A 21,994-nucleotide genomic window follows, 5' to 3' on the forward strand; every position below is an offset into this window, starting at 1 on the left:
CCATTTTGCCTGCCAAAATGAAAGCGCAAAGGTAGCATATATTTACAAGAAAAGTACACCCTAAAAACGCCTTAAAAATGTAATCATAATCTATAATTGCCGTTTATAACAATTCGACATTAAAAAGAGTCTGCCGGCATATTTTTTTCTATTTTTGAAAGCATAGTATAATCATGATTTTATAAAAGAGATATGCGAAAGCTCAATTTATTGCTGATTCTGTTTACAGTCAGTGTAAGCGCCATGGCGCAGGATAAGGTGGCTGAAAAATATGCAGCGACTATTACGAAGGAAGACCTTCATGAGGATTTGTCTGTTCTGGCATCCGATGCATTAGAAGGTAGAGAGACAGGGAAGAGAGGCCAAAAAATGGCTGCAGCCTTCATTAGTGCAAACTTTGAAGAGTTGGGTCTACGAGCTCCGGTAAAAAATGGCAACATGCAGAGCTACCTACAACCGGTAGAATTATACTCTTCTGTACCTGGAGACACATATGTAGAAGTGAACGGCAAGAAAAAGAAAAACTTTGAAGATGTTCTTTTCTATGGTAAAAGTGGTGCAAAGAAAATTACGTCAGCTGATATTGTTTTTGCAGGCAAAGGAAGTGCAGAAGATTTTGCAGCCGTTAAAGCAGAAGGAAAAGCTGCATTAGTATTTGTAGACAACTTAAGAAGCCCTAAACTGATGCAAAATTCAGAAGAGGCTAAAGTGTCTATGCTTTTTGTAGTGACAGACTCTACTGCTGAATCATTTCAAAACACAGCTTCTCGCTTCAAAAGATACCTTAGTGGCGGTAGACTTTCTTTAGAAAAGCCTGGCGAAGGAGGCGAAACACAAGGCATGTTCATTGTGAGTCCTCAAGTGGCTACAGAAATATTCAACACATCATTAGACAAACTTTATGCTGCAGCTGAAAAAGGGAAAAGTGGTTTAAAAAAAGTCAAAGCTGCTAAAATCAAATATCAGACTGAGCAAAAAACTAAAGAAGTAAGGTCCGAAAACGTACTAGGATACCTTGAAGGTAGTGACAAAAAAGATGAGCTTGTAGTTATAACAGCCCACTACGATCATGAAGGTATTAAAAATGGCGAGGTTTACAATGGAGCTGATGACGATGGCTCTGGAACTTCAGCAGTTTTAGAATTAGCTGAGGCATTTGTTAAAGCTAAAGAAGATGGTAACGGACCAAGAAGAAGCATTCTTTTCATGACCGTAACAGGTGAAGAAAAAGGATTATTAGGCTCAAGCTATTATACCAGCCATCCTATTTTCCCACTTGAGAATACAGTGGCAGATTTAAACATTGACATGATCGGAAGAATAGATCCTAAGCACGAGGAAAACTCTAACTATGTTTACCTGGTGGGCTCTGATCGTTTATCTACTGAACTTCACGAGATCAGCGAAAAGGTGAACGAAGTATACACAAAGTTTGATTTGGATTACACTTATAATGATGAGAATCACCCTGATCGTATTTACTACCGTTCAGATCATTGGAACTTCGCTAAGAACAACATTCCAATTATATTTTATTTCAACGGTACTCATGAAGATTATCATCAGCCTACTGATGATGTGGATAAAATCAACTTCGATCTTTTACAAAAAAGAGCTCAATTGGTTTTCCATACTGCCTGGGTTTTAGCCAACAGAGAAGATAGAATAGTAGTTGATAAGCTTCAGGATCAAAAACTAGACAAGAACTAAGTCAATTATTCTTTATATGTAAAAAGGCCGATGATTTATCAATCATCGGCCTTTTTCATTTTCTTATTATCCTTATATTAGATAGGAACGTTCACATGTCTTTCAGCATGGTAAGAAGATCTTACCAATGGTCCTGATTCTACATATTTCAAACCTCTCTTTAAGCCTTCTTCTTTATAGGCAGCAAATTGATCAGGATGTATAAATTCAGCTACTTCAAGGTGCATTTTAGTAGGCTGTAAGTATTGGCCCAATGTTAAGATATCCAACCCATTTGCGGCAAGGTCATCCATTGCTTTGTGCACCTCATCAACAGTTTCACCTACACCAAGCATAATGCCTGATTTAGTTCTTTTACCTGCTTCTTTAGTTTTCTTTATCTGCTCTAAGCTTCTGTGATATTTAGCCTGAGGACGAACTCTTCTGTAAAGTCTTTCTACTGTTTCAACGTTATGCGAAACTACCTCCTGACCTCCTTCAATCATTCTATAGAGCGCAGCCCAGTTTCCTTTAACATCTGGTATAAGCGTTTCAATGGTCGTTTCAGGACTTAACGCCTTAGTCTGCACCACTGTCTGGTACCAGATTTCAGCACCTCTATCTTTAAGCTCATCACGGTTTACTGATGTAATCACAGCATGCTTCACACCCATTAAATTAATGGCTTCAGCCACTCGCTTCGGCTCCTCCTCATCATATTCAGGTGGTCTACCTGTAGCTACTGCACAAAAAGTACAGCTTCTGGTACATACATTTCCTAGAATCATAAATGTGGCCGTACCTGCACCCCAACATTCTCCCATGTTAGGACAGCTACCACTTTCACAAATAGTATGTAATTTATGGGTATCTACCAGTTTTCTTACCTTAGCATATTCCTTACCAATGGGTAGTTTAACTCTAAGCCAATCTGGTTTACGCTTCTTTTTTCTTCTCCTGCGGATATTACTGGTAATTCTATCATAGTAAATGATACGATTGTTCAAATTGCAAAACTAGGGAATAAACCTTTACGATTAGGCGAATTGTCTTCTATTATCTTCTTTTTCCGTAGAAAAGAGTAATGAAGGCTGTTGGGAAAAAGTTTTTGTCATCAGCGCCATTTACCAGCTCCACTTTTCCTGCATAGGCATCTAGCAAAAAGCCTAACTCAAAACCAGTAACATGGCTTTTCTGAGAACCAAGCTCAAAGCTTAATCCTCCTTTTAGGTTAGCACCTATTCTAAAACTAGACTCGAAGATTCCCTGCATGATTCTACCAGAACTATAAATGTCATTGTCGCTCTTGTTTTTGGCAACAAACTCCTCATAGGGAGCATAAGCTAAATCATAACTATTTGATTCAAAGTAGCTAATGTAATATGGAGTAACAACACCTATGGAAGGACCAATAGCACCGAGGGCTTTAATTTCAACCCCTTGCTGAGGAGCTTTTCTAAATAAAACCAATTCACGGCCGTATTGAAGTCTTATAGCGTAGAGATAATTTAATTTTCTGGAAATGAACTGACCACCCGTATAACTGGTGACCCTTAACTCTGCAGGATGCTTCACATTCATAAGCTCTATACCATAGCTCTGGTACATTCTGTCAGAGATTCTTTTAGAACTTCTTGCTACCACACCACCTATAAGTCCGCCCGCAGTATTCTTATTTACCCCCCAAATAAACTCCGTCTCATAGTTATCTGCCTCCAGCTTTTGAGAGAAGCCTAAAACAGGTAACGACATCAAAAAAATAACCAACAGCTTTTTGCCCATAATCAAGCAATTGAAAGTTTATATTGTATAAATTTAAGGATTTTAATCGTATTAACGAAAATCACTCAATTATAGTTTTATTTTATGACACACTCAATGACTACTGAATATTTAGGTGAACTAAGGACTACTGCAACTCACTTAAAATCAGCAAATCAGGTAATAACAGATGCCCCTACAGACAATAATGGAAAGGGTGAAGCTTTCTCTCCGACTGACCTTGTTTCTTCCGCTTTGTGTAGCTGCATGATGACCATAATGGGCATTAAAGCAGATCAGGAAGGTGTTGATTTAAAAGGACTTATGGCCAATGTTACCAAGGTTATGAGTGCTAGCCCCAGAAAAATCAGCGAAATAAAGATTGAGTTTACACATGACAGTTTAGAGGCAACTCCGAAGCAAATTGAAGTGCTTAAAAGAGCTGCCTTAACTTGTCCTGTAGCATTAAGCTTATCCTCAGATCTAAAGCAAACTGTTACGTTTAACTTTTAGCCTTTTCTTTAAGGTCGTTATAATTAATAGACATGTGGGAGCTATCAAAGATGGCTTCCCCATTTTTTATTAAAATAGCTTGTGGAGATTCATGTGGGACATTAAAGTCACTTGCCACTTTATCTGATATACTTCTGTATTGGATCAGGTCCAGATAGTAAGGCTTTAAAATTTCATTATCAGAAGCTGACCAGGAACGCTCCACTCTATTCAGAGCCATGCTGCTGATAGAACATCTGGTGCTATGCTTAAACAATAAAACCGGCTGCGTTTTAGATTCCTCTTTTATTGCTTCTAATTGTGCTTCGTTATCAATTTTTATCCACTCCATATATTAATCGTTCCAAAGATCTTTCTCTCTTTTATCGTATCTAGGCTTTTTGCCATTATACTTTAGATTATCAGGCTGATTCTCTTCTTTCTTAAAGAGCTTCGACCATAGAATCTTAAAGCTAAAAAACTTATCCTTCTCCTTCTTACCGTTTGAATGCAGGCTTAAATATTTAAAATCAGGATGTCTGTCACCCACTCTTTTAGACCTCATTTTTATGTTACCCTGGTAATCACTCGCTTTAACAGCTGCTTTTGACGGACCTTTACCTTTTAAAGCTCCTTCGGCAGAATGAGGTCTCGTTTTATAAGTAACATTAGTTTTAAAACGGCCTTTAAAAGCCATGCCTTTAGCAGTGCCCTCTCCTCTAGGTCTATTTTTCAAAGACGCATCAGCGGCTGAAGGGTTTTGTTTAAACTGCCTTTTATCTTTAATGGTTCCGGTATATTTACCAGTTTTGAAAAAGTTCTTATCTGGCTTTCTTACCTTCAGAGCCTCCTCGGCAGAGTTCGGATTCTTTTTATATTTAAATCCCCTCTTCATATCACCACGATACTTATGCGCATCATCAGGACCATCATCATTCATGTAAGAGAACATTTTGATGTTACCTTTAAAGTTGGCTGACTTCTCAGCGTTCTTTTTAATCTGATCCTTCTTATATTTTATATTACCCTGGAATGCTGCAGATTTCCTATCCTGAGTAACTGGCTCACGGCTCTTAATAGGACGCTCCTTATTATTCCATAACTGGCCGCTTACACTACCGCCACCTTTAATAGGTCTTCCTCCTTTAATATTTCCTTGGAAACGCGCTGTGCTCCTATCTTGCGATCGAGGCTCTCGGCTTTGCACTGGTCTACCATTATTATTTCTTGGCTGACCGCTTATGCTACCTCCACCTTTCAAAACTTTTCCTCCCTTCACATTTCCCTGAAAACGGGCAGTGTTTCTATCCTGAGATCTTGGCTCACGGCTTTGAACGGGCCTTCCATTATTATTTTTAAGGTTTCCGCTGATACTACCTCCACCTTTCAAAACTTTTCCACCTTTGGCATTACCCTGGAAACGAGCTATCCTCTGATCTTGTCTTCTCGGGCCTCTACCCTGAACTGCGCGACCACCATTATTTCTTGTACGATCACTAATACTACCTCCTCCTTTGAGAATTCTACCGCCCTTAACATTACCTTGGAACCCAGCTATACGCGTATCCTGAGATTTAGGTCCCCTTCCCTGCACAGCTCTACCTCCATTATTCCATCGCTTGCCACTTACGCTGCCTCCTCCTTTATAAACCTTTCCTCGCTTGGTCTTTCCTCTGAAACCAGCACCTAAACTTGGAGCTTTAAGTTGGGGAAGTGCACTTCCTGCTCTTTCCTTTCTGGAGCTCACTGATTTAAATCCTCCTCCTTTCAGTTTGCCATTAAAAGCTCTATCTCCTTTTCTTTTTCTGGTAGGATATGCCTGAAACTGCGATCCACCAAAGTCTGGTCTTTTGGATCTGCTATTTCTTAGTTTATGACCACTAATATCATTCCTCCAGGCTCGTTCTCTACCTCGAGTAGCTGATACATGTCCGCCTTGCATTTTTCCATTATAGGCTCTATCTCCCCTTCTACCACTGGCTGATGTATATTTGATTCTTCCCGGACGCTGAAGGATCGGATTGATACTACTTTTCTTGGCTCTAAATTTTCGCCCAGTAATATCTCCTTGATAGGCACGCTCCCAAGGTGTTTTTCTTCTAAATGCTGAATATGGATTTTTCTTTCTCCTTACGTTATACGCACCAGAGGCTGATCTCGGTGAAATGCGAGAACTCTTAACTTTTCTTTCTGAAGGCCGGGAAGCCGATCTTCCAGATCCTATCCCTGGCCTGTACCTGGCCTTTCCTGTAAATGAAGTTCTTACTGATTGAGTATTAAAAGCTCTGCCGGCAGCTGAACCTGCTTTTTCTCTTTTTCTAGAGGAATACCTGGGAGTTTGACGGGAAGCTTTTGCTCTGCTGCCTTCACTGGACCTTTTTCTACCAGCATAAGGATCGGGTTTAGCTATTTTAGCGCCCCAGTTAGGCCTATCTGATCTTTTAGTGCTAAATCTTCTTCCAGTGATGTCTCCTTGATAGGCACGTTCTCCCTGTCTCGATCTGATTTTAAATCGAGTAGCTCTTACCTTTTGGCGGTTAGACTTGCCCTTATCACCTCTCCTTTTAAGCCTTCTGTTTTTTTTGTTTTTGGCACGATTGACCTTCTCGTACTCCGTTCTCTTACCCTGAGCTTTTGCTTCAGGTGAGCTAAGTACGAACATGAAAAGCACCAAAACACTACAGATTAAGGTCCGTAATATAGACAGTTTGCTAAAAAATGGTATTTGATTGTACAATCTCAATCCGGCTGATCACTTAAAAAATTAGAACTCAGTAAGCCTTTAAACGCTCTAATTTAATTAAAATTCCACCAATTCCTCAATTTTTTGTGCCAGCCTCTGTTTTGGAAGGAAGTTTTCTTCCAAAGGTGCCGCAAACGGAACCGCCGTATCCAGACTTCCGACTCTGAAAACCGGCGCATCCAGGTCCTTAAAGCAATATTCACTGATCCATGCGCTTATCTCTCCGGCTATTCCGCCAGTAAGACAATCTTCATGAAGCACAATTACTTTTCCTGTCTTTTTTACGGTGGCACTCACAGCCTCCTTATCCCATGGAAGCAGGCTTCTCAAATCAAGAATATCAGCTTCTATACCTTTATCGGCCACCACCTCTTTAGCCCAGTGCACCCCCATACCATATGTAATAATAGAGAGATCCTTACCTTCATTGATCAAAGCGGCCTTCCCTATTTCAGTAGTATAATAATCATCCGGCACCTGAGCGGTTAATGAGCGATATAAGTATTTATGCTCAAAATAAATTACCGGGTTAGGATCTTCAATGGCTGCAGCCAAAAGGCCTTTTGCATCAATGGGATTAGATGGATATACAATTTTTAACCCTGGAGTATGAAAAAACCAGGCTTCATTGCTTTGACTATGATATGGACCCGCTCCCACGCCAGCGCCTGTAGGCATTCTTACAACCACATCAGAATTTTGCTGCCATCTATAATGAGATTTGGCCAAATTATTAACGATCTGATTAAATCCACAAGTAACAAAGTCAGCAAACTGCATCTCAATGACACTTTTCTGACCTTTAATAGATAAGCCAAGGCCTATACCAATTATCGCTGATTCACAAAGTGGTGTATTCCGCACTCTTTCTTTGCCAAAGGCATCTAAAAAGCCTTCAGTAATTTTAAAAACACCCCCATATTCAGCAATATCCTGTCCCATAATCACTAGCTCAGGATATTTCTCCATGCTTTGGTGAAGGCCATCCGAAATAGCATCAACAAACCTTTTGTCCGATCTATTTTCAGTACTAGGCTCTACAACTTGCTGTACATGAGGGGCATACATGTCATTTATTTCTTCCTCAAGTACCACTGCAGGCAGGCTTTCTGCATAAGCTTGATTCAACCCTTCATCAATATCTGCCTGTATCTTCTTTCTCAGTTTTTTAATAAAAGCCTGATCTATCACCCCTTCTTTCAAGAGATAATCTTCATAATTCACTAATGGATCTTTCAATGCCCACTTATCCATCAGTTCTTTTGGAACATACTTAGTGCCTGACGCCTCCTCATGGCCTCGCATTCTAAAGGTCATGGCCTCCACAATTATAGGTTTCGGATTGTTCCTTATGCTTTTTGCCAGCTGAGAAAGTGTGCTATATACTTCTAATACATTATTGCCATCTATTTTAATAGCATCAATTCCATAACCAATACCTTTATCCGTAAAACTTTCGCATCTAAACTGCTCAGAACTGGGTGTTGACAAACCATAACCGTTATTCTCAATCACAAAAATCACCGGCAGATCCCAGACAGCCGCTACGTTAAGGGCCTCATGAAATTCACCCTGGCTAGCACCGCCATCTCCAGTGAATACAATGGTAGCTTTTTGTTCATTGGCCAGCTTATTTGCCAGAGCTATACCATCAGCAACCGAAAGCTGAGGTCCCAAATGGCTAATCATACCCACTATGTGAAACTCATTCGTACCGAAATGAAATGAACGATCGCGACCTTTTGTAAAACCAGACAGTTTTCCCTGAAACTGTGAAAAGAGCCTATGGTAAGGAATGCCACGAGAAGTAAACACACCCAAATTTCTATGCATCGGAAGGATATATTCATCATCTTCCAGCGCTTGAGTGGCTCCTACCGAAATAGCTTCCTGGCCAATACCTGAAAACCACTTACTTATTTTGCCTTGCCTCAGCAAAATCAGCATCTTCTCTTCTATCATCCTGGGCCTGAGAAGCCCTTCGTATAATGATTTTAAAATCTCATCAGAATATTCCTTACGGTCAAAGTTCATACAGCAGCGTTATCGTTTCAAACAAATTTAAAGCATTGACCATATCTGCAAAATGATGTTATATTTTTATTTTTGTTTCACATGATTGAATTCAACAGCTTCACACTAGATAATGGCCTTCGGGTAATAGTACATGAAGATAAAAGTGTACAAACCGCAGTACTTAATATAATTTACGATGTAGGATCTCGAGATGAGGACCCTGAAAAAACAGGATTCGCCCATCTTTTTGAGCACTTAATGTTCGGTGGATCCAAACACATAGAAAGTTACGATGAACCGCTACAGCAAGCGGGTGGAGAAAATAATGCTTTTACCACACCTGACGTAACTAACTATTACATGACTTTACCTTACCAAAACCTGGAAACCGGTTTTTGGCTGGAATCAGATAGAATGCTCAGCCTTTCTTTCGACCCGCAGGTACTTGAAACACAGCAAAAAGTAGTTATTGAAGAGTTTAAGCAACGATACCTAAATCAACCATATGGAGACTTATGGTTAAAGCTCAGGCCTTTAGCTTATAACACTCACTCTTACCAGTGGCCTACTATTGGCAAAGAAATTAGCCATATAGAAGAAGCAACCATGGAGGATGTAAAGTCTTTTTTCTATAAACATTACATCCCTAATCAGGCCATCCTGGTAGTTGCTGGAAATGTAGACACTGAACAGGTAAAAGAATTGGCTAACAAATGGTTTGGGCCTATTCCTGCAGGAGCTCCTTACAAAAGAGCCCTTCCGAAAGAACCTCGCCAAAATGAGAGAAGGTTTTTCGAAATCCAGGAGGACGTACCAACCGATGTGCTGACCATGGCTTTTCACATGCCTGGAAAATACGATCCGGACTACAATGCTGTAGACCTTATAAGTGACATTCTAGGAAGGGAAAAGTCTTCCAGACTATACCAAAAGCTGGTGAAGGACGAAACCTATTTCAGCTCTATTAATTCTTATATCACCGGAAGTATCGATCCAGGGCTTTTAGTAATAAGTGGTCAGGTAGCTGATAGTGTAAGTATAGAAGAGGCTGAGAAAAAAGTATGGGGGGTGATTCAAGACTTTTTAGATCATGGCATTGAGGCAGAAGAACTGGAAAAAGTAAAGAATCAGGCTGAGTCGACCTTAGTTTTTTCAGAAGTAGAAATTTTGAGCAGAGCCAGAAGTTTAGCATTTGCAGCTTTATCAGGCAATGCCAATTATGTGAACGAAGAAGGTGAGCTGATTCAATCCGTAACTCAGGAGAAAATTGCATCTTTGGCCCCTGAAATTTTAAGAGAGACAAACTGCTCTGTACTTTACTATAAGGCTAAAGAGAAAAAGATATGAAGATAAGAACAGGTTTTGGGTACGATGTGCATCAGCTGAAAGAAGGCTATGACTTTTGGTTAGGTGGAATTAAGCTGGAGCATACTAAAGGAGCTGTAGGTCATTCAGACGCAGATGTTCTTATACACGTAATCTGTGACGCCTTATTAGGTGCTGCCAATATGCGTGACATAGGTTTTCACTTTTCTGATACTGATCCTAAGTTTAAAGGCATTGACAGCAAAATTTTACTGAAAGAGGTAATGGTTCTCATTAGAGAAAAAGGCTGGGAAATTGGAAATATAGACAGCACCATTTGTCTACAGCAGCCTAAAGTGAACCCACATATTCCTGCTATGAAGAGCTGCCTTGCCGAAGTAATGGGAATATCAGAAGAAGATGTATCTATTAAGGCTACTACTACGGAAAAACTAGGCTTCGTAGGCAAAGAAGAAGGAGTTTCAGCATTCGCTACAGTTTTAATTATTAATGAGTAATAAGCCTGACATAAAGATTATCACCACTGATGATGGTTCTCATTCGCTATATGTAGCGCATTTGAATGAGACCTACCATTCTTTTCATGGTGCTATTCAGGAGTCTCTCCATGTTTTCATTAAGCATGGGCTAGATGCTTACACTCAAAATAAAAAGCAAGAAACATATTCCATTTTTGAAGTAGGCTTAGGCACCGGCCTTAATGCCCTACTTACTGCCGACTATTCAGAAAAAAATATTCTCCATATTGAGATGACATCTATAGAGGCATTTCCTCTTTCCCCCGAAGTTACAGACCACCTTAATTACGGTCAGCAAATTAAAAACGAGAAAGGAGAAAATTGGCTCAAGCTAATCCACAACACGCCTTGGGCCACTACTGAACCTATCCACCCTCAGTTTTTGTTAAAAAAGATAGAAGATAAGCTAGAAAATTTCCCTTTAGAGGATGAAGCATTTGATGTAGTTTATTTCGATGCCTTTGCTCCTAACAAGCAAGAAGAAATGTGGAGCTATGAGATTTTGAAGAAAGTTTCAAAGTCTATAAAGCCTCAAGGAATTTTCGTTACCTACTGCGCCAAAGGTCAGCTAAAAAGAGATCTGGCACAGCTAGGATTCCAGGTAAACACCCTGCCAGGCCCTCCCGGAAAAAAGGAGATGATACAGGCTGTAAAAGTGTGAAATTCACACGTTTGCAGAATAAGAATTTTCGCAATCGATTTAAGTTTACTATAATTTTAAAAAACTAGGGCTTCGATTAAAAAAATCATAAAAGAACCTAAACTTTTATGCAATACGCTCGGTTTTTCGTTAATTACGTTAAATTTTTACAGTGTATTCTAGTAAGAGTCGCTCAAACGGCTAAATACCATTAGCCAATCCCTAAACTAATTTATGCTTATGAAAAGTGATCAACAGCGGGGGTTGTACACCCCGGAGCTAGAACATGACGCCTGCGGAATAGGTTGCATTGCTAATATAGACGGAAGTAAAACCTCTGCCATTGTACAAGATGCCATAGATATGCTTGAGAATATGGAGCATAGGGGTGGTACTGGTAGTGATCCGGAAACTGGAGATGGAGCAGGTATTCTAATTCAAATACCGCATGATTTTCTAGCTACAGAATGTGAGAAGCTAGGTTTTGAGCTTCCTGAAGCAGGAAAGTATGGAGCAGGAATGATTTTCTTCCCCGTAAACCCAGCTGTAAGAAATGAATGTCGAGAAATACTCGAAAAACACGCTGAAGAAATGGGATTCATTCTATTAGGCTATAGAAATGTTCCCGTTAATCATAATATTCCAGGTTCTGGCGCCAGAAATGTAGAGCCTGTAATAGAGCAGATTTTCCTTAAGCACTCTGATAATAACATCACCACCGAAGCGCTTGAAAGAAAGCTATTCGTACTTAGAAATTATACTACTCACTATATAGGCCATAATGTAAAAGGTAATAACACGGATTTCTTCGTGCCCAGCCTTTCCAGCAAAGTTATGGTTTATAAAGGCCAGTTGAGAACTAACCAGCTGCGCCCATATTATTATGATTTGCAGAATGAGCACGTTACGTCTGCATTATCAATTATACATTCCAGGTTTAGTACAAACACGTTCCCTAACTGGAAGCTTGCTCAGCCATTCAGATACATGGCTCATAATGGTGAAATAAATACCATTAGAGGTAATGTGACGAAAATGAAATCTAAAGAAGCTATGATGAAGTCTTCGCTGTTTACAGATGAAGAACTCAAAATGCTCCTTCCCATAACAGACCCAGCCCATTCTGATTCAGCCAACTTCGATGCACTTGTAGAAATGCTCGTTCTAAGCGGTCGGTCTCTCCCTCATGTAATGATGATGATGGTGCCTGAGGCCTGGGAAGATAATCCCTTAATGGATGCCGACAGGAAGGCATTTTATAAATACCATGCCGCTCTTATGGAGCCCTGGGATGGTCCTGCAGCTTTAGTGTTTACTGATGGAAAGCAGATAGGTGCTACCCTAGACAGAAATGGTCTGCGTCCGTCAAGATACTGTATTACTAAAGACGGTAGACTTATCGTTTCTTCTGAGACTGGTGCCCTACCTGTAAAACCAGAAAACGTAGAAAGCAATGGCCGTATGCAGCCAGGAAAAATGCTTTTGGTTGACCTGGAAGAAAAACGTGTGATCTACGATGAGGAGATCAAAGCTAAAATTAGTAAAAGAAGTCCTTATGATAAATGGATAAGAGACCACAGAACTAAGCTTAGACTTATTCCTGCTCCTACTAATGTAGAAGTGTCATTTAACAAAGAGACCTTATCATTAAGACAAAAGGCCTTTGGATACACCTCTGAAGAACTAAAAATTATATTAGGTGTAATGGCCGTTAGCGGCACAGAGCCAATCGGTTCTATGGGAGCAGACACTCCTTTAGCTGTGTTATCTGATCAAAGTCAGCACATTTCTAATTACTTCAAGCAGCTATTTGCTCAGGTAAGTAATCCACCGATTGACCCGATCAGGGAGCGTATGGTAATGTCATTATTTACCAGAGTGGGTGAAAGCTTAAATATTCTTGAAGAAAGCCCTGAACATACCAAGCAGATTCACATATCTCAGCCGGTTTTATTAAACTCTGATTTACAGAAATTTAAAAACCTGGCTAATTTCGGTTTTGACTACACAATCATCAATTCAGTATTTGTGGCTGATGGTGAAGCTGGTAGACTTGAAGAGGGATTAGATGCCATCTGTACCGCGGCAGAAGAAGCTGTACGTGCAGGCAAAAAGGTATTAATTATCTCTGACCGAAAAGTAGATGAAAACCATGCCCCTATCCCATCGCTATTGGCTACAGGAGCTGTTCATCAGCATTTAGTGAAGAATAAGATAAGAACCAAGGCCGGTATTATAGTAGAAGCTGGTGACGTGAGAGAAACACATCACTTTGCAACTATTATTGGTTACGGAGCAAGTGCTATTAACCCATATCTTGCACTTGAGTCTATCAAGGATTTAAATGATCAGGAGCTTCTTGAGCAAAAAGTATCTGAAGAAGATGCATTTGCAAATTATCAAAAGGCCATTGGTTATGGTTTGTTGAAAGTACTCTCTAAAATGGGTATCAGTACCTTACAGTCATACCAATCTGCTCAGATTTTTGAGGCATTAGGACTAAGTAAAAAAGTTATCCACAGATGCTTCAAAGGAACTATATCTAGAATCGACGGTCTGGATTTCGATGGCCTGGCAGTAGAAGTGCTTGCCAGACATAGAAGTGCTTACCACACAAATACAAAAACGTTAGAAACTGGTGGTGTTTATCAGTGGAAGAGAAGAGGAGAAAGACATACTTTCAACCCTGAAACCATTCACCTTTTACAGCATTCTACCAGAACTAACAACTATGAGCTATATCAAAAATATGCTCATAAAATCAATGACCAAACCCGTGATGCGCTCACGCTTAGAGGTCTTTTAGATTTCAAAAGCCGAAACTCTATTCCTATTGAGGAAGTAGAGCCTAAGGAAGAGATCTTCAAAAGATTTGCTACCGGCGCCATGTCATTCGGATCTATTTCTCACGAAGCTCATACTACTTTAGCCATAGCTATGAACCGCATAGGCGCTAAGAGTAACAGTGGTGAAGGAGGAGAAGATGAGGTTAGGTTTGAAAGAAAAGAAAATGGCGACTGGGAAAGATCTGCGATCAAGCAGGTAGCTTCAGGCCGTTTCGGTGTAACCAGCTATTACCTCAGCAATGCTGATGAGATTCAAATAAAAATGGCTCAGGGAGCCAAGCCTGGTGAAGGTGGTCAGCTACCTGGTCATAAGGTGGATGACTGGATTGGAAAAGTAAGACATTCCACCCCTGGCGTAGGACTTATTTCACCTCCGCCTCACCATGATATTTACTCTATCGAAGATTTGGCTCAGCTTATTTACGATTTAAAGAACGCAAATAGAGCAGCCAGAATAAATGTAAAACTAGTTTCTGAAGCTGGAGTAGGTACTGTAGCTGCGGGTGTAAGTAAGGCTAATGCTGATGTAGTACTTATCTCAGGTGCTGACGGCGGAACGGGTGCTTCACCACTCAGCTCTATCAGACACGCGGGATTACCTTGGGAGCTAGGCTTAGCGGAGGCTCATCAGACATTAGTTAAAAATGACCTGAGAAGCCGTATTGTAGTACAAACTGATGGTCAGCTAAGAACAGGTAGAGATTTAGCCATAGCTACTTTACTTGGTGCTGAGGAGTGGGGTATTTCCACTGCGGCCTTAGTAGTAGAAGGTTGTATCATGATGAGAAAATGTCATCTAAACACCTGCCCTGTAGGTATTGCAACACAAGATAAAGAGTTAAGAAAGCTCTTCACTGGGGATCCTGACCATGTCGTTAACTTCTTTAATTTCCTAGCTGAAGATTTAAGACAAATCATGGCTCAGTTAGGTTTCAGAACCATTAATGATATGGTGGGCCAAACGGACGTGCTGAAGGTAAGAAGTGACATAAACCACTGGAAATATAAGAGTCTTGACTTAACCCCGATATTATTTAAAGAAAACGTGTCAAGTCATGTAGGTATCTACAAGCAAGTAGATCAAGACCATGAATTAGATATGGTTTTAGATTGGGAATTAGTAGAAGCGGCTAAAGCTGCCATAGAAAGCAAGGAGCAAGTATCTAAGAGCTTCCCAATTAAGAATACAGACCGTGCTGTTGGCGCCATCTTATCTAATGAAGTAAGTAAAGTTCATAAAGGAGAGGGCTTACCGGCAAATACCATCGAATTTAAATTCCAGGGCTCTGCTGGTCAAAGCTTTGGGGCGTTCCTTACTTCAGGAATCACTTTTGATCTGGAAGGAGAGGCTAATGATTACTTCGGTAAAGGTATGTGCGGTGGACACCTTTCAGTATATCCAGATAAAACTGCCACTTTTAAAGCTGAAGATAACATCATCATTGGTAATGTGGCCTTCTATGGCGCAACTAAAGGTGAAGCTTACATCCGTGGAATGGCGGGTGAAAGATTCTGCGTAAGAAACTCAGGAGTAAGTGTAGTGGTAGAAGGCGTAGGTGACCATGCTTGTGAATATATGACAGGTGGTAATGTAGTAGTACTTGGACCTACTGGTAAAAACTTCGCAGCAGGAATGAGTGGTGGTATAGCCTATGTTTATGATGTGAATGGCCAGTTTGATCAACTTTGCAATAAAGGAATGGTTGGTCTGGATCCACTAGAGGAAGAAGACAAAACACAGCTAAGCCAAATGCTTGAAAACCACGTAAAACACACTGGCAGTGAACTAGCTAGAAAAGTTTTAGACAACTGGTCTTCAGAGATTGGCAAGTTCATCAAAGTCATTCCTCACGACTACAAGAAAGTTTTATTAAAAAGAAAAGAATCACTAAAAGTGGCTGTATAACATGGGACAAAAAGACGGATTTTTACAATACAACAGAGAGCTGCCATCTTCCAGAGATCCACAAAAAAGGATTAGCGACTATCGTGAAATCTATGAGGAATTCCCTGAAAGCAAAACGAAGCAGCAAGCAGCACGTTGCATGGATTGTGGCATCCCTTTTTGCCATAGTGGCTGCCCATTAGGAAATATTATTCCTGAATTTAATGATGCCGTATATAGAGAACAGTGGGAAGAGGCTGTACAAATATTAACCTCTACCAATAACTTCCCGGAGTTCACAGGTCGTATATGTCCTGCTCCTTGTGAAGCCAGCTGTGTACTCGGTATAAATAAACCACCTGTAGCTATTGAGCATATAGAAAAATCTATTGCAGAAAAAGCCTACGAGCTTGGCTACATCAAACCCCAGCCGCCTAAAGAGAGAACAGGCAAAAAAGTAGCTGTAATTGGTTCTGGGCCCGCAGGTTTAGCTACGGCAGCTCAATTAAATAAAGCAGGCCATCTGGTAACTGTTTTTGAAAGAGCTGATCGTGTTGGTGGACTTTTAAGATATGGAATTCCTGATTTCAAGCTTGAAAAATGGGTGGTTCAGAGAAGAGTTGACATCATGGAGCAAGAGGGTATTATTTTCAAAACCAATAGTAATATTGGCACTGACATACCAGTTTCAGAGCTCAATGATAACTTCGATGCGGTAGTAGTATGCGCAGGATCTACACAACCAAGAGATTTACCTATCCCTGGTCGTGATCTTCAAGGCGTATATTTTGCCATGGATTTCCTAACCCAGCAAAATAAAGAAGTAGCTGGTGACACTGTAGCTGATAAAATCACTGCTAAAGATAAAAACGTTCTGGTTATTGGTGGTGGAGATACAGGTTCTGACTGTATTGGTACTTCCAACAGACATGGAGCACAGTCTGTAACTCAGATAGAATTACTCACTAAGCCCTTGACTCACAGAACTGAGAAAGACCCCTGGCCTTTATGGCCTATGACTCTCAGAACCTCATCTTCTCATGAAGAGGGTGCTGATAGAGAATGGGCTATTCTTACCAAAGAATTTATTGGTACAGACGGAAAACTTGAAAAAGTAAAGCTGGTAGACATTGAATGGACCACAGCGGAAGATGGAAGACCTTCTTTCAAAGAAATTGAAAATACTGAAAGGACTATTCCATGTGATTTGGCTCTTTTAGCCATTGGTTTCGTGGCTCCTGAAAACAAGCTTTTAAAAGAACTTGATATTGAAACTGACCCTCGAGGTAATGCTTTAACCAGAGGCTACCAAACCAGCAAAGAACATATATTTGCCGCTGGTGACGCCAGAAGAGGTCAGTCTTTGGTAGTGTGGGCTATTTCAGAAGGAAGAGAGGCCGCTATAGCTGTAGATCGCTATTTGATGGGTGCTAGCCAGCTAGAGGCGAAGGATGATTCCTTCTTAAATATCGCGGTGGAAAAATAATTATCCACTTACCTATTGCTTCATTTATAAAGTTCATCAAATTTTGCAGATTATTTTAGACAAAGCAAAATGGAACAGCAAATAGGCCTTAAGCGGAAGCTATACGAGTATTGTGTAAATTTCGTAGACCAACGCATTAAAAATGCGAAGGAAGCCATGGAATCAGCTCAAGAAGCCGCCAATGATGAAACGAAAAGCTCTGCAGGTGATAAATATGAAACAGGCAGAGAGATGATGCAGCAGGAAATGGAAAATAACGCCGTTCAGCTAGCAGAAGCCAGAAAGTTAAAAGAGATATTAACTGGTATTACACCAGGAAAAATCTATACTAACATTCAATCTGGAAGCTTAGTAACTACCAACAATGGTATCTTTTACATTAGTATAGGTGCAGGAAAAATAAATATCGATGGGAAAGATTATTTCGCCATTGCTCCTACATCTCCACTAGGGACTCAGCTCTTAGACAAAGCTATTGGAGATAGCTTTGAGCTAAATACCCGAAAGTTTACCATTCAAGAAATACATTAATGTAAATAAGTCTCAAAGGTTAATCCTTTGAGACTTATTTTTTCTAGCGTTCTATAAGCACCTTTTCAGATCTCAGCTCCTGTCCATTGTGTGAGATTGAAATTATATAAATGCCCTCCTCTAACTGACTGACATCGAGTTGATTCCTATCAGATTTAAGCGACTTTTTTAGCAAAACCTTTCCTGCATTATTGAAAAGCTGTATTTCAGCATCTCCTTCTAAATCTGGCCAATCAATGTGCAGCATTTCATTGACCGGGTTTGGGTAAACACTGAATAGAATCTCATCCTCGCCGCCCTTTTCTAAATCTATTCTTAATGCCGAAGCTGATACTGGCTCAAACCGAAACATTTGATTGGTCTGACCACTGAGGCAATCCCATTGGTTAAGGTTAGCTCCATCTGTGGTGGACGCACCCGAGATGTCAAGACATTTGTCGCTTAGTCGGGATTTAATTCTAACCCAGCCTCCGCTGCCAGCATTAGAAAAATAATAGAGTTGGCCATTGCCTCCCCAATAATCATATAGACTCACATTAGCTCCATTTCCTGTAGACATATTCCAGATATCCAGCGATTTATCGAGGTTATTAACAGGATGAAAGCTCCAGTAACCATTACCGCGATCCGTAGCTCTCCAATGCTGATAGCTACCTCCCCAGTAAGTCCATTGATTTACATTAGTGCCGTTATCAGTAGAGAAGTTATATAACTCCAGGGCCTTACCCTGATCATGCCTAGGTGTAATTCTGTAGGTTCCACCATTCACAATGCCACTGGAACAAGCGCCGCACGATGGTCCATCATCTCCACCACCACCTGATCCGTTAACATTTACGGTACAATTAGAAGTTCTTACTTGCTGCACATCCGGATTTCCATTTACTACCGTGCCGCTCAGTACGTGCGTATTTGTAGCATCTTCCAGAAAAATGCCATGGCTGGTGGTATTAGCTATATCCACCCAATTAATAGTGCAATCATGGCTCCCTGAAACACTGAAAAAGCCACGGCCAGAATTGCGGGAATAAACCCCAGCACAGGTTGTGGATCCATTATCATTGGCCACTCTAAAAGTAGCATAACCACCACCATAGCAATTGTAGTTTCCTGTAACTACTCCTACGGTACAGTTTTGAGATTGATTAAGAAGAACTCCGCAACCTCCAGTATTAGTAACGGTCACATCACCTATGCTTACACCGTTTAAACCATAAGTTTCTATAGCATGTCCCGCACTGCCATTAATGTTAATATCTCCATTAATGGTGAGATTGCCTGCCGCCGCAGTGGATGCATCAACTCTAATACCCAAGCCCACAGGGCTGTTATTACTCAGGTTCATAGTGATGTTTGTAAGTGTAACATTAGAGCAGCCTCTGAACCAAAGTCCGTAGCGTGGATTGCCCGTGACCACAAGATTTCTAACCGTTATTCCATTTCTTCGATCAGCATGAATGACTACGGCTAAGTCTCCATTACTATTACAATTAACGGTATGACCATGAAAATCGATAGTTTGATTGGCCAAAGGTCTAATGGCATAAACATTTCCACCATCATTACCAGAGTCTCCTGAGTTTCTGACATTAATAGTAGCACCAGAGCCGGCATTACTACAGGCTGCATTTACTGCATCAAACATACGAGAACCTGTGTAGACAGTATTTCCATTTATTCGGGCAGACCAGGTGTTACCCGAACGAGTTACCTCTCCTTGAGACCACGCCCAGGAAAAGGTGACAAAAAAAAGCACAAGAGTAGACAGCAGAAATTTCAGTGAAAATTTCATAAGGTAGTAGGTTTAGGTTAATAAAGATTGAACACACCCCAAGAAGAGGTGCTCTATGAAATTAGAAAAGGCAAGCTAGAAAAGAGGGAGAATGTAATAAAAAGTGTATTTAAAACACTTAATTGATGATGCTACTTATTTTTTAAAATAATAAACACTGAAAGGCGTAATACAAATATTCAAAGGAATGTCATGTGTACCTGAAAACGGAATTTGATCTAAAGGTGGTCCGAGAGAAACACCTACTTTTAATACTTCTGGGATTTTAGATAAAAAGCGATCATAATAACCTTTACCATAACCTATCCTGTGCCCGGATCGGTCAAAGCTTATCAGCGGAACCAGAACCATATCTAACTCATAGATATCCGCGAGCTTACCCTGTTCAGGTTCTGGTATCCCCCATTTACTGGTTTGTAATATTAGATCATCATCATACCAATAGTGCTCTAGCTCACCCTGAGGCAAACTTTTTGAAATAGCGACTTTTGAAACACCCTGATCTTTCATTACTGAAATTAAGGATAGAGTATCTACTTCATTCTTATCTACAATTGAAAGAAAGGAATGAGCAGCCTCAAACTGATGATCTTTAAGAAAGAGTGAGAAATTCTGAACCAAAAGTTTATTCCTCTTCTCAAATTCTGTAGAACTTAAGGCCAGTCTTTTCTGCAAATAAACTTTTCGAAGGGTATTCTTGTCAATCATGGTGCACAATATTGAACCTGAAGTCCAGCGGTTCTAAATAGGCAATTAATTCATTGACAAAATCGGGATTTACCATGTAAAAATTAAGGAAATTATCTATTCTTTCCTGAGGTGTTGCGTTTGGAAAAATTTCGTCAAACACGGCGCTCAATTGCCTCATTCTATCCGATTGATTTTTCTTTTCGGCTCTGATGAATTTTTTCTCAATAATATCAAGACGGTTGGCAGTTTTGGTTTGCTGGGCCTCCACGTGCTGACTCAATGTAGGATCTATGGCTTGAGCCTGCGCTTTAATCTTATCAAACCATTCTAAAATGGCGTCTTTTTGTCCATTGAGTTGTATATCCTTGTCGGTACTTTTAGTCACAAGCTCAGCCTCTAGCTTGCTTTTCGGTTTGAACAAATCTTCAATAGAAATGCCCACCTTTCCCATTTTAGTTTCAATGGGTGAAGTTAATACCAGTGCAAAATTACGAGGCATTAGCATTGGGAAAGCCACTTTGAAGTGATCGAATATGGTTTTTAACTGCAACCAATACCCTACTTCAGAAGGACCTCCGGCATAAGCCAAGTTCGGCAATATTAATTCCTGATAAAGAGGCCTTAGGATAACGTTAGGACTAAAATACTCTGGGTTTTGATCGATTAAATCATTCAACTCATCTGCTCCAAAGCTGATCTCTGTATTAAGCACCTGATATTTACCATCAACTTCCTCTATTCTCTCTCGAACGTCGTCCTTAAGGTAGAAAAAGTTAATATCTCTGGCATAAACCTGCGTTTTATATCCCGTCTCTTCAAGTTTTATTGACTGCTCATCTACTAATGGCTTAACCGCCGTATCGAAGATATCTTCTCTGATTACAGGTTTTAGCGCTGCTTTTAACTTTGGGTGGTCGCCATCAACAACTACAATTCCATGTTCTCCGAAAAGGTGATGAACATAGCTTCTAACGGCCTCTGCTAAATTTTTACTTTTTGTATAGGCATTGATGAAAAATTCAGGCATTCCTGGCACCGCAGCCAAGATTTGCTGCAGCTCTTTGGTGTTAAATCTACCGACCGCGCCTGTTTGTTCTGTTTTCCAGATGTGCTTTTTACCATTTAATCGGAAATAACTGATTTCATCAAAGTCATGATCCTCAGTAGCCATCCAATAGATAGGCACAAAATTATAATCTGGGTATTTGTGTTTTAGATCTTTACAGGTGTTTATAACCGTTACGATCTTATAAATAAAATATAGTGGTCCTGTAAATATATTGAGCTGGTGGCCAGTAGTGACGGTAAACGTGTTGTCCTCGGCCAGTAGCTCTATGTTTTCTGGCTCCTCCCCAATATGTTGGTACTGCTCTTTCAAAGCATCAACCAACACAGATCGAGACTCCTCAGAAAACTGCTTCTGCTTGATTTGATCTTCAAAGTTTTCTACCCTTGGAAAGAGATTGTAGAATTCTTTAAGTTGACTTTTCTCTGTAATGTAATCTTGAAATAGAGATGAGAATTGATTAGTCTGAGCAAAGTCAACTTTAGATACTTTCATAAAAAGGTTTAATTAATA

15 protein-coding genes and 1 pseudogene are annotated in these 21,994 nt (G+C 40.3%); 8 read left to right on the forward strand and 8 right to left on the reverse strand.

Annotated elements, in window-relative coordinates; genetic code table 11:
* Nucleotides 1-192: 192 nt before the first annotated feature.
* Complete coding sequence (locus LVD16_RS01580) at nt 193-1,710, forward strand: M28 family peptidase (RefSeq protein ID WP_233771832.1); 1,518 nt, start codon at nt 193-195, stop codon at nt 1,708-1,710.
* Between the two features lie 77 nt (nt 1,711-1,787).
* Here LVD16_RS01580 and lipA read toward each other — a convergent pair.
* Nucleotides 1,788-2,674, reverse strand: a pseudogene (gene lipA / locus LVD16_RS01585) (lipoyl synthase).
* A 71-nt stretch (nt 2,675-2,745) separates the two neighbouring features.
* Entirely contained in the window at nt 2,746-3,471 is a 726-nt protein-coding gene (locus LVD16_RS01590) for a hypothetical protein (RefSeq protein WP_233771833.1), read from the reverse strand.
* Between the two features lie 96 nt (nt 3,472-3,567).
* Here LVD16_RS01590 and LVD16_RS01595 point away from each other — a divergent pair, with 96 nt between their 5' ends.
* A complete protein-coding gene (locus LVD16_RS01595; protein WP_233771834.1) occupies nt 3,568-3,963 on the forward strand; it encodes an OsmC family protein in 396 nt (131 codons plus the stop codon).
* Here the strand turns inward: LVD16_RS01595 and ytxJ are convergent.
* From ytxJ to LVD16_RS01610, 3 genes are all read right to left on the reverse strand, one after another.
* Nucleotides 3,953-4,294: a bacillithiol system redox-active protein YtxJ gene (gene ytxJ, locus LVD16_RS01600; protein ID WP_233771835.1), complete on the reverse strand. Its 342-nt coding sequence runs from the start codon at nt 4,292-4,294 to the stop codon at nt 3,953-3,955. The two genes, LVD16_RS01595 and ytxJ, sit on opposite strands and share 11 nt — an antisense overlap.
* A gap of 3 nt (nt 4,295-4,297) precedes the next feature.
* On the reverse strand, nt 4,298-6,604 hold the full coding sequence (locus LVD16_RS01605) for a hypothetical protein (protein WP_233771836.1): 2,307 nt from the start codon (nt 6,602-6,604) through the stop codon (nt 4,298-4,300).
* A 138-nt stretch (nt 6,605-6,742) separates the two neighbouring features.
* The gene (locus tag LVD16_RS01610) at nt 6,743-8,719 is read right to left on the reverse strand and encodes an alpha-ketoacid dehydrogenase subunit alpha/beta (RefSeq protein WP_233771837.1); all 1,977 of its coding nucleotides are present in this window, start codon (nt 8,717-8,719) and stop codon (nt 6,743-6,745) included.
* Between the two features lie 81 nt (nt 8,720-8,800).
* On the opposite strand from LVD16_RS01610, the gene LVD16_RS01615 reads away from it, so the two are divergent.
* From LVD16_RS01615 to LVD16_RS01640, 6 genes are all read left to right on the forward strand, one after another.
* The gene (locus LVD16_RS01615; protein WP_233771838.1) at nt 8,801-10,048 is read left to right on the forward strand and encodes a M16 family metallopeptidase; all 1,248 of its coding nucleotides are present in this window, start codon (nt 8,801-8,803) and stop codon (nt 10,046-10,048) included.
* Nucleotides 10,045-10,524: a 2-C-methyl-D-erythritol 2,4-cyclodiphosphate synthase gene (ispF, locus tag LVD16_RS01620; protein ID WP_233771839.1), complete on the forward strand. Its 480-nt coding sequence runs from the start codon at nt 10,045-10,047 to the stop codon at nt 10,522-10,524. Before LVD16_RS01615 ends, ispF begins: the two co-directional genes overlap by 4 nt.
* Entirely contained in the window at nt 10,517-11,206 is a 690-nt protein-coding gene (mnmC2, locus tag LVD16_RS01625) for a tRNA (5-methylaminomethyl-2-thiouridine)(34)-methyltransferase MnmC2 (RefSeq protein ID WP_233771840.1), read from the forward strand. The genes ispF and mnmC2 overlap by 8 nt, the downstream gene beginning before the upstream one ends.
* A 219-nt stretch (nt 11,207-11,425) precedes the next feature.
* Nucleotides 11,426-15,937: a glutamate synthase large subunit gene (gene gltB, locus LVD16_RS01630; RefSeq protein WP_233771841.1), complete on the forward strand. Its 4,512-nt coding sequence runs from the start codon at nt 11,426-11,428 to the stop codon at nt 15,935-15,937.
* 1 nt (nt 15,938) lies between these two features.
* On the forward strand, nt 15,939-17,402 hold the full coding sequence (locus LVD16_RS01635) for a glutamate synthase subunit beta (RefSeq protein ID WP_233771842.1): 1,464 nt from the start codon (nt 15,939-15,941) through the stop codon (nt 17,400-17,402).
* A gap of 69 nt (nt 17,403-17,471) precedes the next feature.
* A complete protein-coding gene (locus tag LVD16_RS01640) occupies nt 17,472-17,933 on the forward strand; it encodes a GreA/GreB family elongation factor (RefSeq protein WP_233771843.1) in 462 nt (153 codons plus the stop codon).
* Nucleotides 17,934-17,976: 43 nt separating this feature from the next.
* Here the strand turns inward: LVD16_RS01640 and LVD16_RS01645 are convergent, their stop codons facing one another.
* The 3 genes from LVD16_RS01645 to bshC form a co-directional block, all read right to left on the reverse strand.
* Nucleotides 17,977-19,725 (reverse strand): RICIN domain-containing protein, encoded by a 1,749-nt coding sequence (locus LVD16_RS01645; RefSeq protein ID WP_233771844.1) that lies wholly within the window; start codon nt 19,723-19,725, stop codon nt 17,977-17,979.
* A 135-nt stretch (nt 19,726-19,860) separates the two neighbouring features.
* The gene (locus tag LVD16_RS01650; protein ID WP_233771845.1) at nt 19,861-20,433 is read right to left on the reverse strand and encodes a 5-formyltetrahydrofolate cyclo-ligase; all 573 of its coding nucleotides are present in this window, start codon (nt 20,431-20,433) and stop codon (nt 19,861-19,863) included.
* Nucleotides 20,426-21,976, reverse strand: coding sequence for a bacillithiol biosynthesis cysteine-adding enzyme BshC (bshC, locus tag LVD16_RS01655; RefSeq protein ID WP_233771846.1), 1,551 nt, complete (start codon nt 21,974-21,976; stop codon nt 20,426-20,428). The genes LVD16_RS01650 and bshC overlap by 8 nt, the downstream gene beginning before the upstream one ends.
* Between the last annotated feature and the right edge of the window lie 18 nt (nt 21,977-21,994).

The sequence above is a fragment of the Fulvivirga ligni genome, from assembly GCF_021389935.1.
Classification (GTDB): domain Bacteria; phylum Bacteroidota; class Bacteroidia; order Cytophagales; family Cyclobacteriaceae; genus Fulvivirga; species Fulvivirga ligni.

Excerpts from the sequence above, each read along its gene's own strand:
- mnmC2 (WP_233771840.1), top strand. The coding sequence starts at position 10,517 with ATGAGTAATAAGCCTGACATAAAGATTATCACCACTGATGATGGTTCT.
- LVD16_RS01595 (WP_233771834.1), top strand. The coding sequence starts at position 3,568 with ATGACTACTGAATATTTAGGTGAACTAAGGACTACTGCAACTCACTTA.
- LVD16_RS01640 (WP_233771843.1), top strand. The coding sequence starts at position 17,472 with ATGGAACAGCAAATAGGCCTTAAGCGGAAGCTATACGAGTATTGTGTA.
- LVD16_RS01645 (WP_233771844.1), bottom strand. The coding sequence starts at position 19,725 with ATGAAATTTTCACTGAAATTTCTGCTGTCTACTCTTGTGCTTTTTTTT.
- LVD16_RS01615 (WP_233771838.1), top strand. The coding sequence starts at position 8,801 with ATGATTGAATTCAACAGCTTCACACTAGATAATGGCCTTCGGGTAATA.
- LVD16_RS01650 (WP_233771845.1), bottom strand. The coding sequence starts at position 20,433 with ATGATTGACAAGAATACCCTTCGAAAAGTTTATTTGCAGAAAAGACTG.
- ytxJ (WP_233771835.1), bottom strand. The coding sequence starts at position 4,294 with ATGGAGTGGATAAAAATTGATAACGAAGCACAATTAGAAGCAATAAAA.
- LVD16_RS01605 (WP_233771836.1), bottom strand. The coding sequence starts at position 6,604 with ATGTTCGTACTTAGCTCACCTGAAGCAAAAGCTCAGGGTAAGAGAACG.
- ispF (WP_233771839.1), top strand. The coding sequence starts at position 10,045 with ATGAAGATAAGAACAGGTTTTGGGTACGATGTGCATCAGCTGAAAGAA.
- LVD16_RS01580 (WP_233771832.1), top strand. The coding sequence starts at position 193 with ATGCGAAAGCTCAATTTATTGCTGATTCTGTTTACAGTCAGTGTAAGC.
- bshC (WP_233771846.1), bottom strand. The coding sequence starts at position 21,976 with ATGAAAGTATCTAAAGTTGACTTTGCTCAGACTAATCAATTCTCATCT.
- gltB (WP_233771841.1), top strand. The coding sequence starts at position 11,426 with ATGAAAAGTGATCAACAGCGGGGGTTGTACACCCCGGAGCTAGAACAT.
- LVD16_RS01590 (WP_233771833.1), bottom strand. The coding sequence starts at position 3,471 with ATGGGCAAAAAGCTGTTGGTTATTTTTTTGATGTCGTTACCTGTTTTA.
- LVD16_RS01610 (WP_233771837.1), bottom strand. The coding sequence starts at position 8,719 with ATGAACTTTGACCGTAAGGAATATTCTGATGAGATTTTAAAATCATTA.
- LVD16_RS01635 (WP_233771842.1), top strand. The coding sequence starts at position 15,939 with ATGGGACAAAAAGACGGATTTTTACAATACAACAGAGAGCTGCCATCT.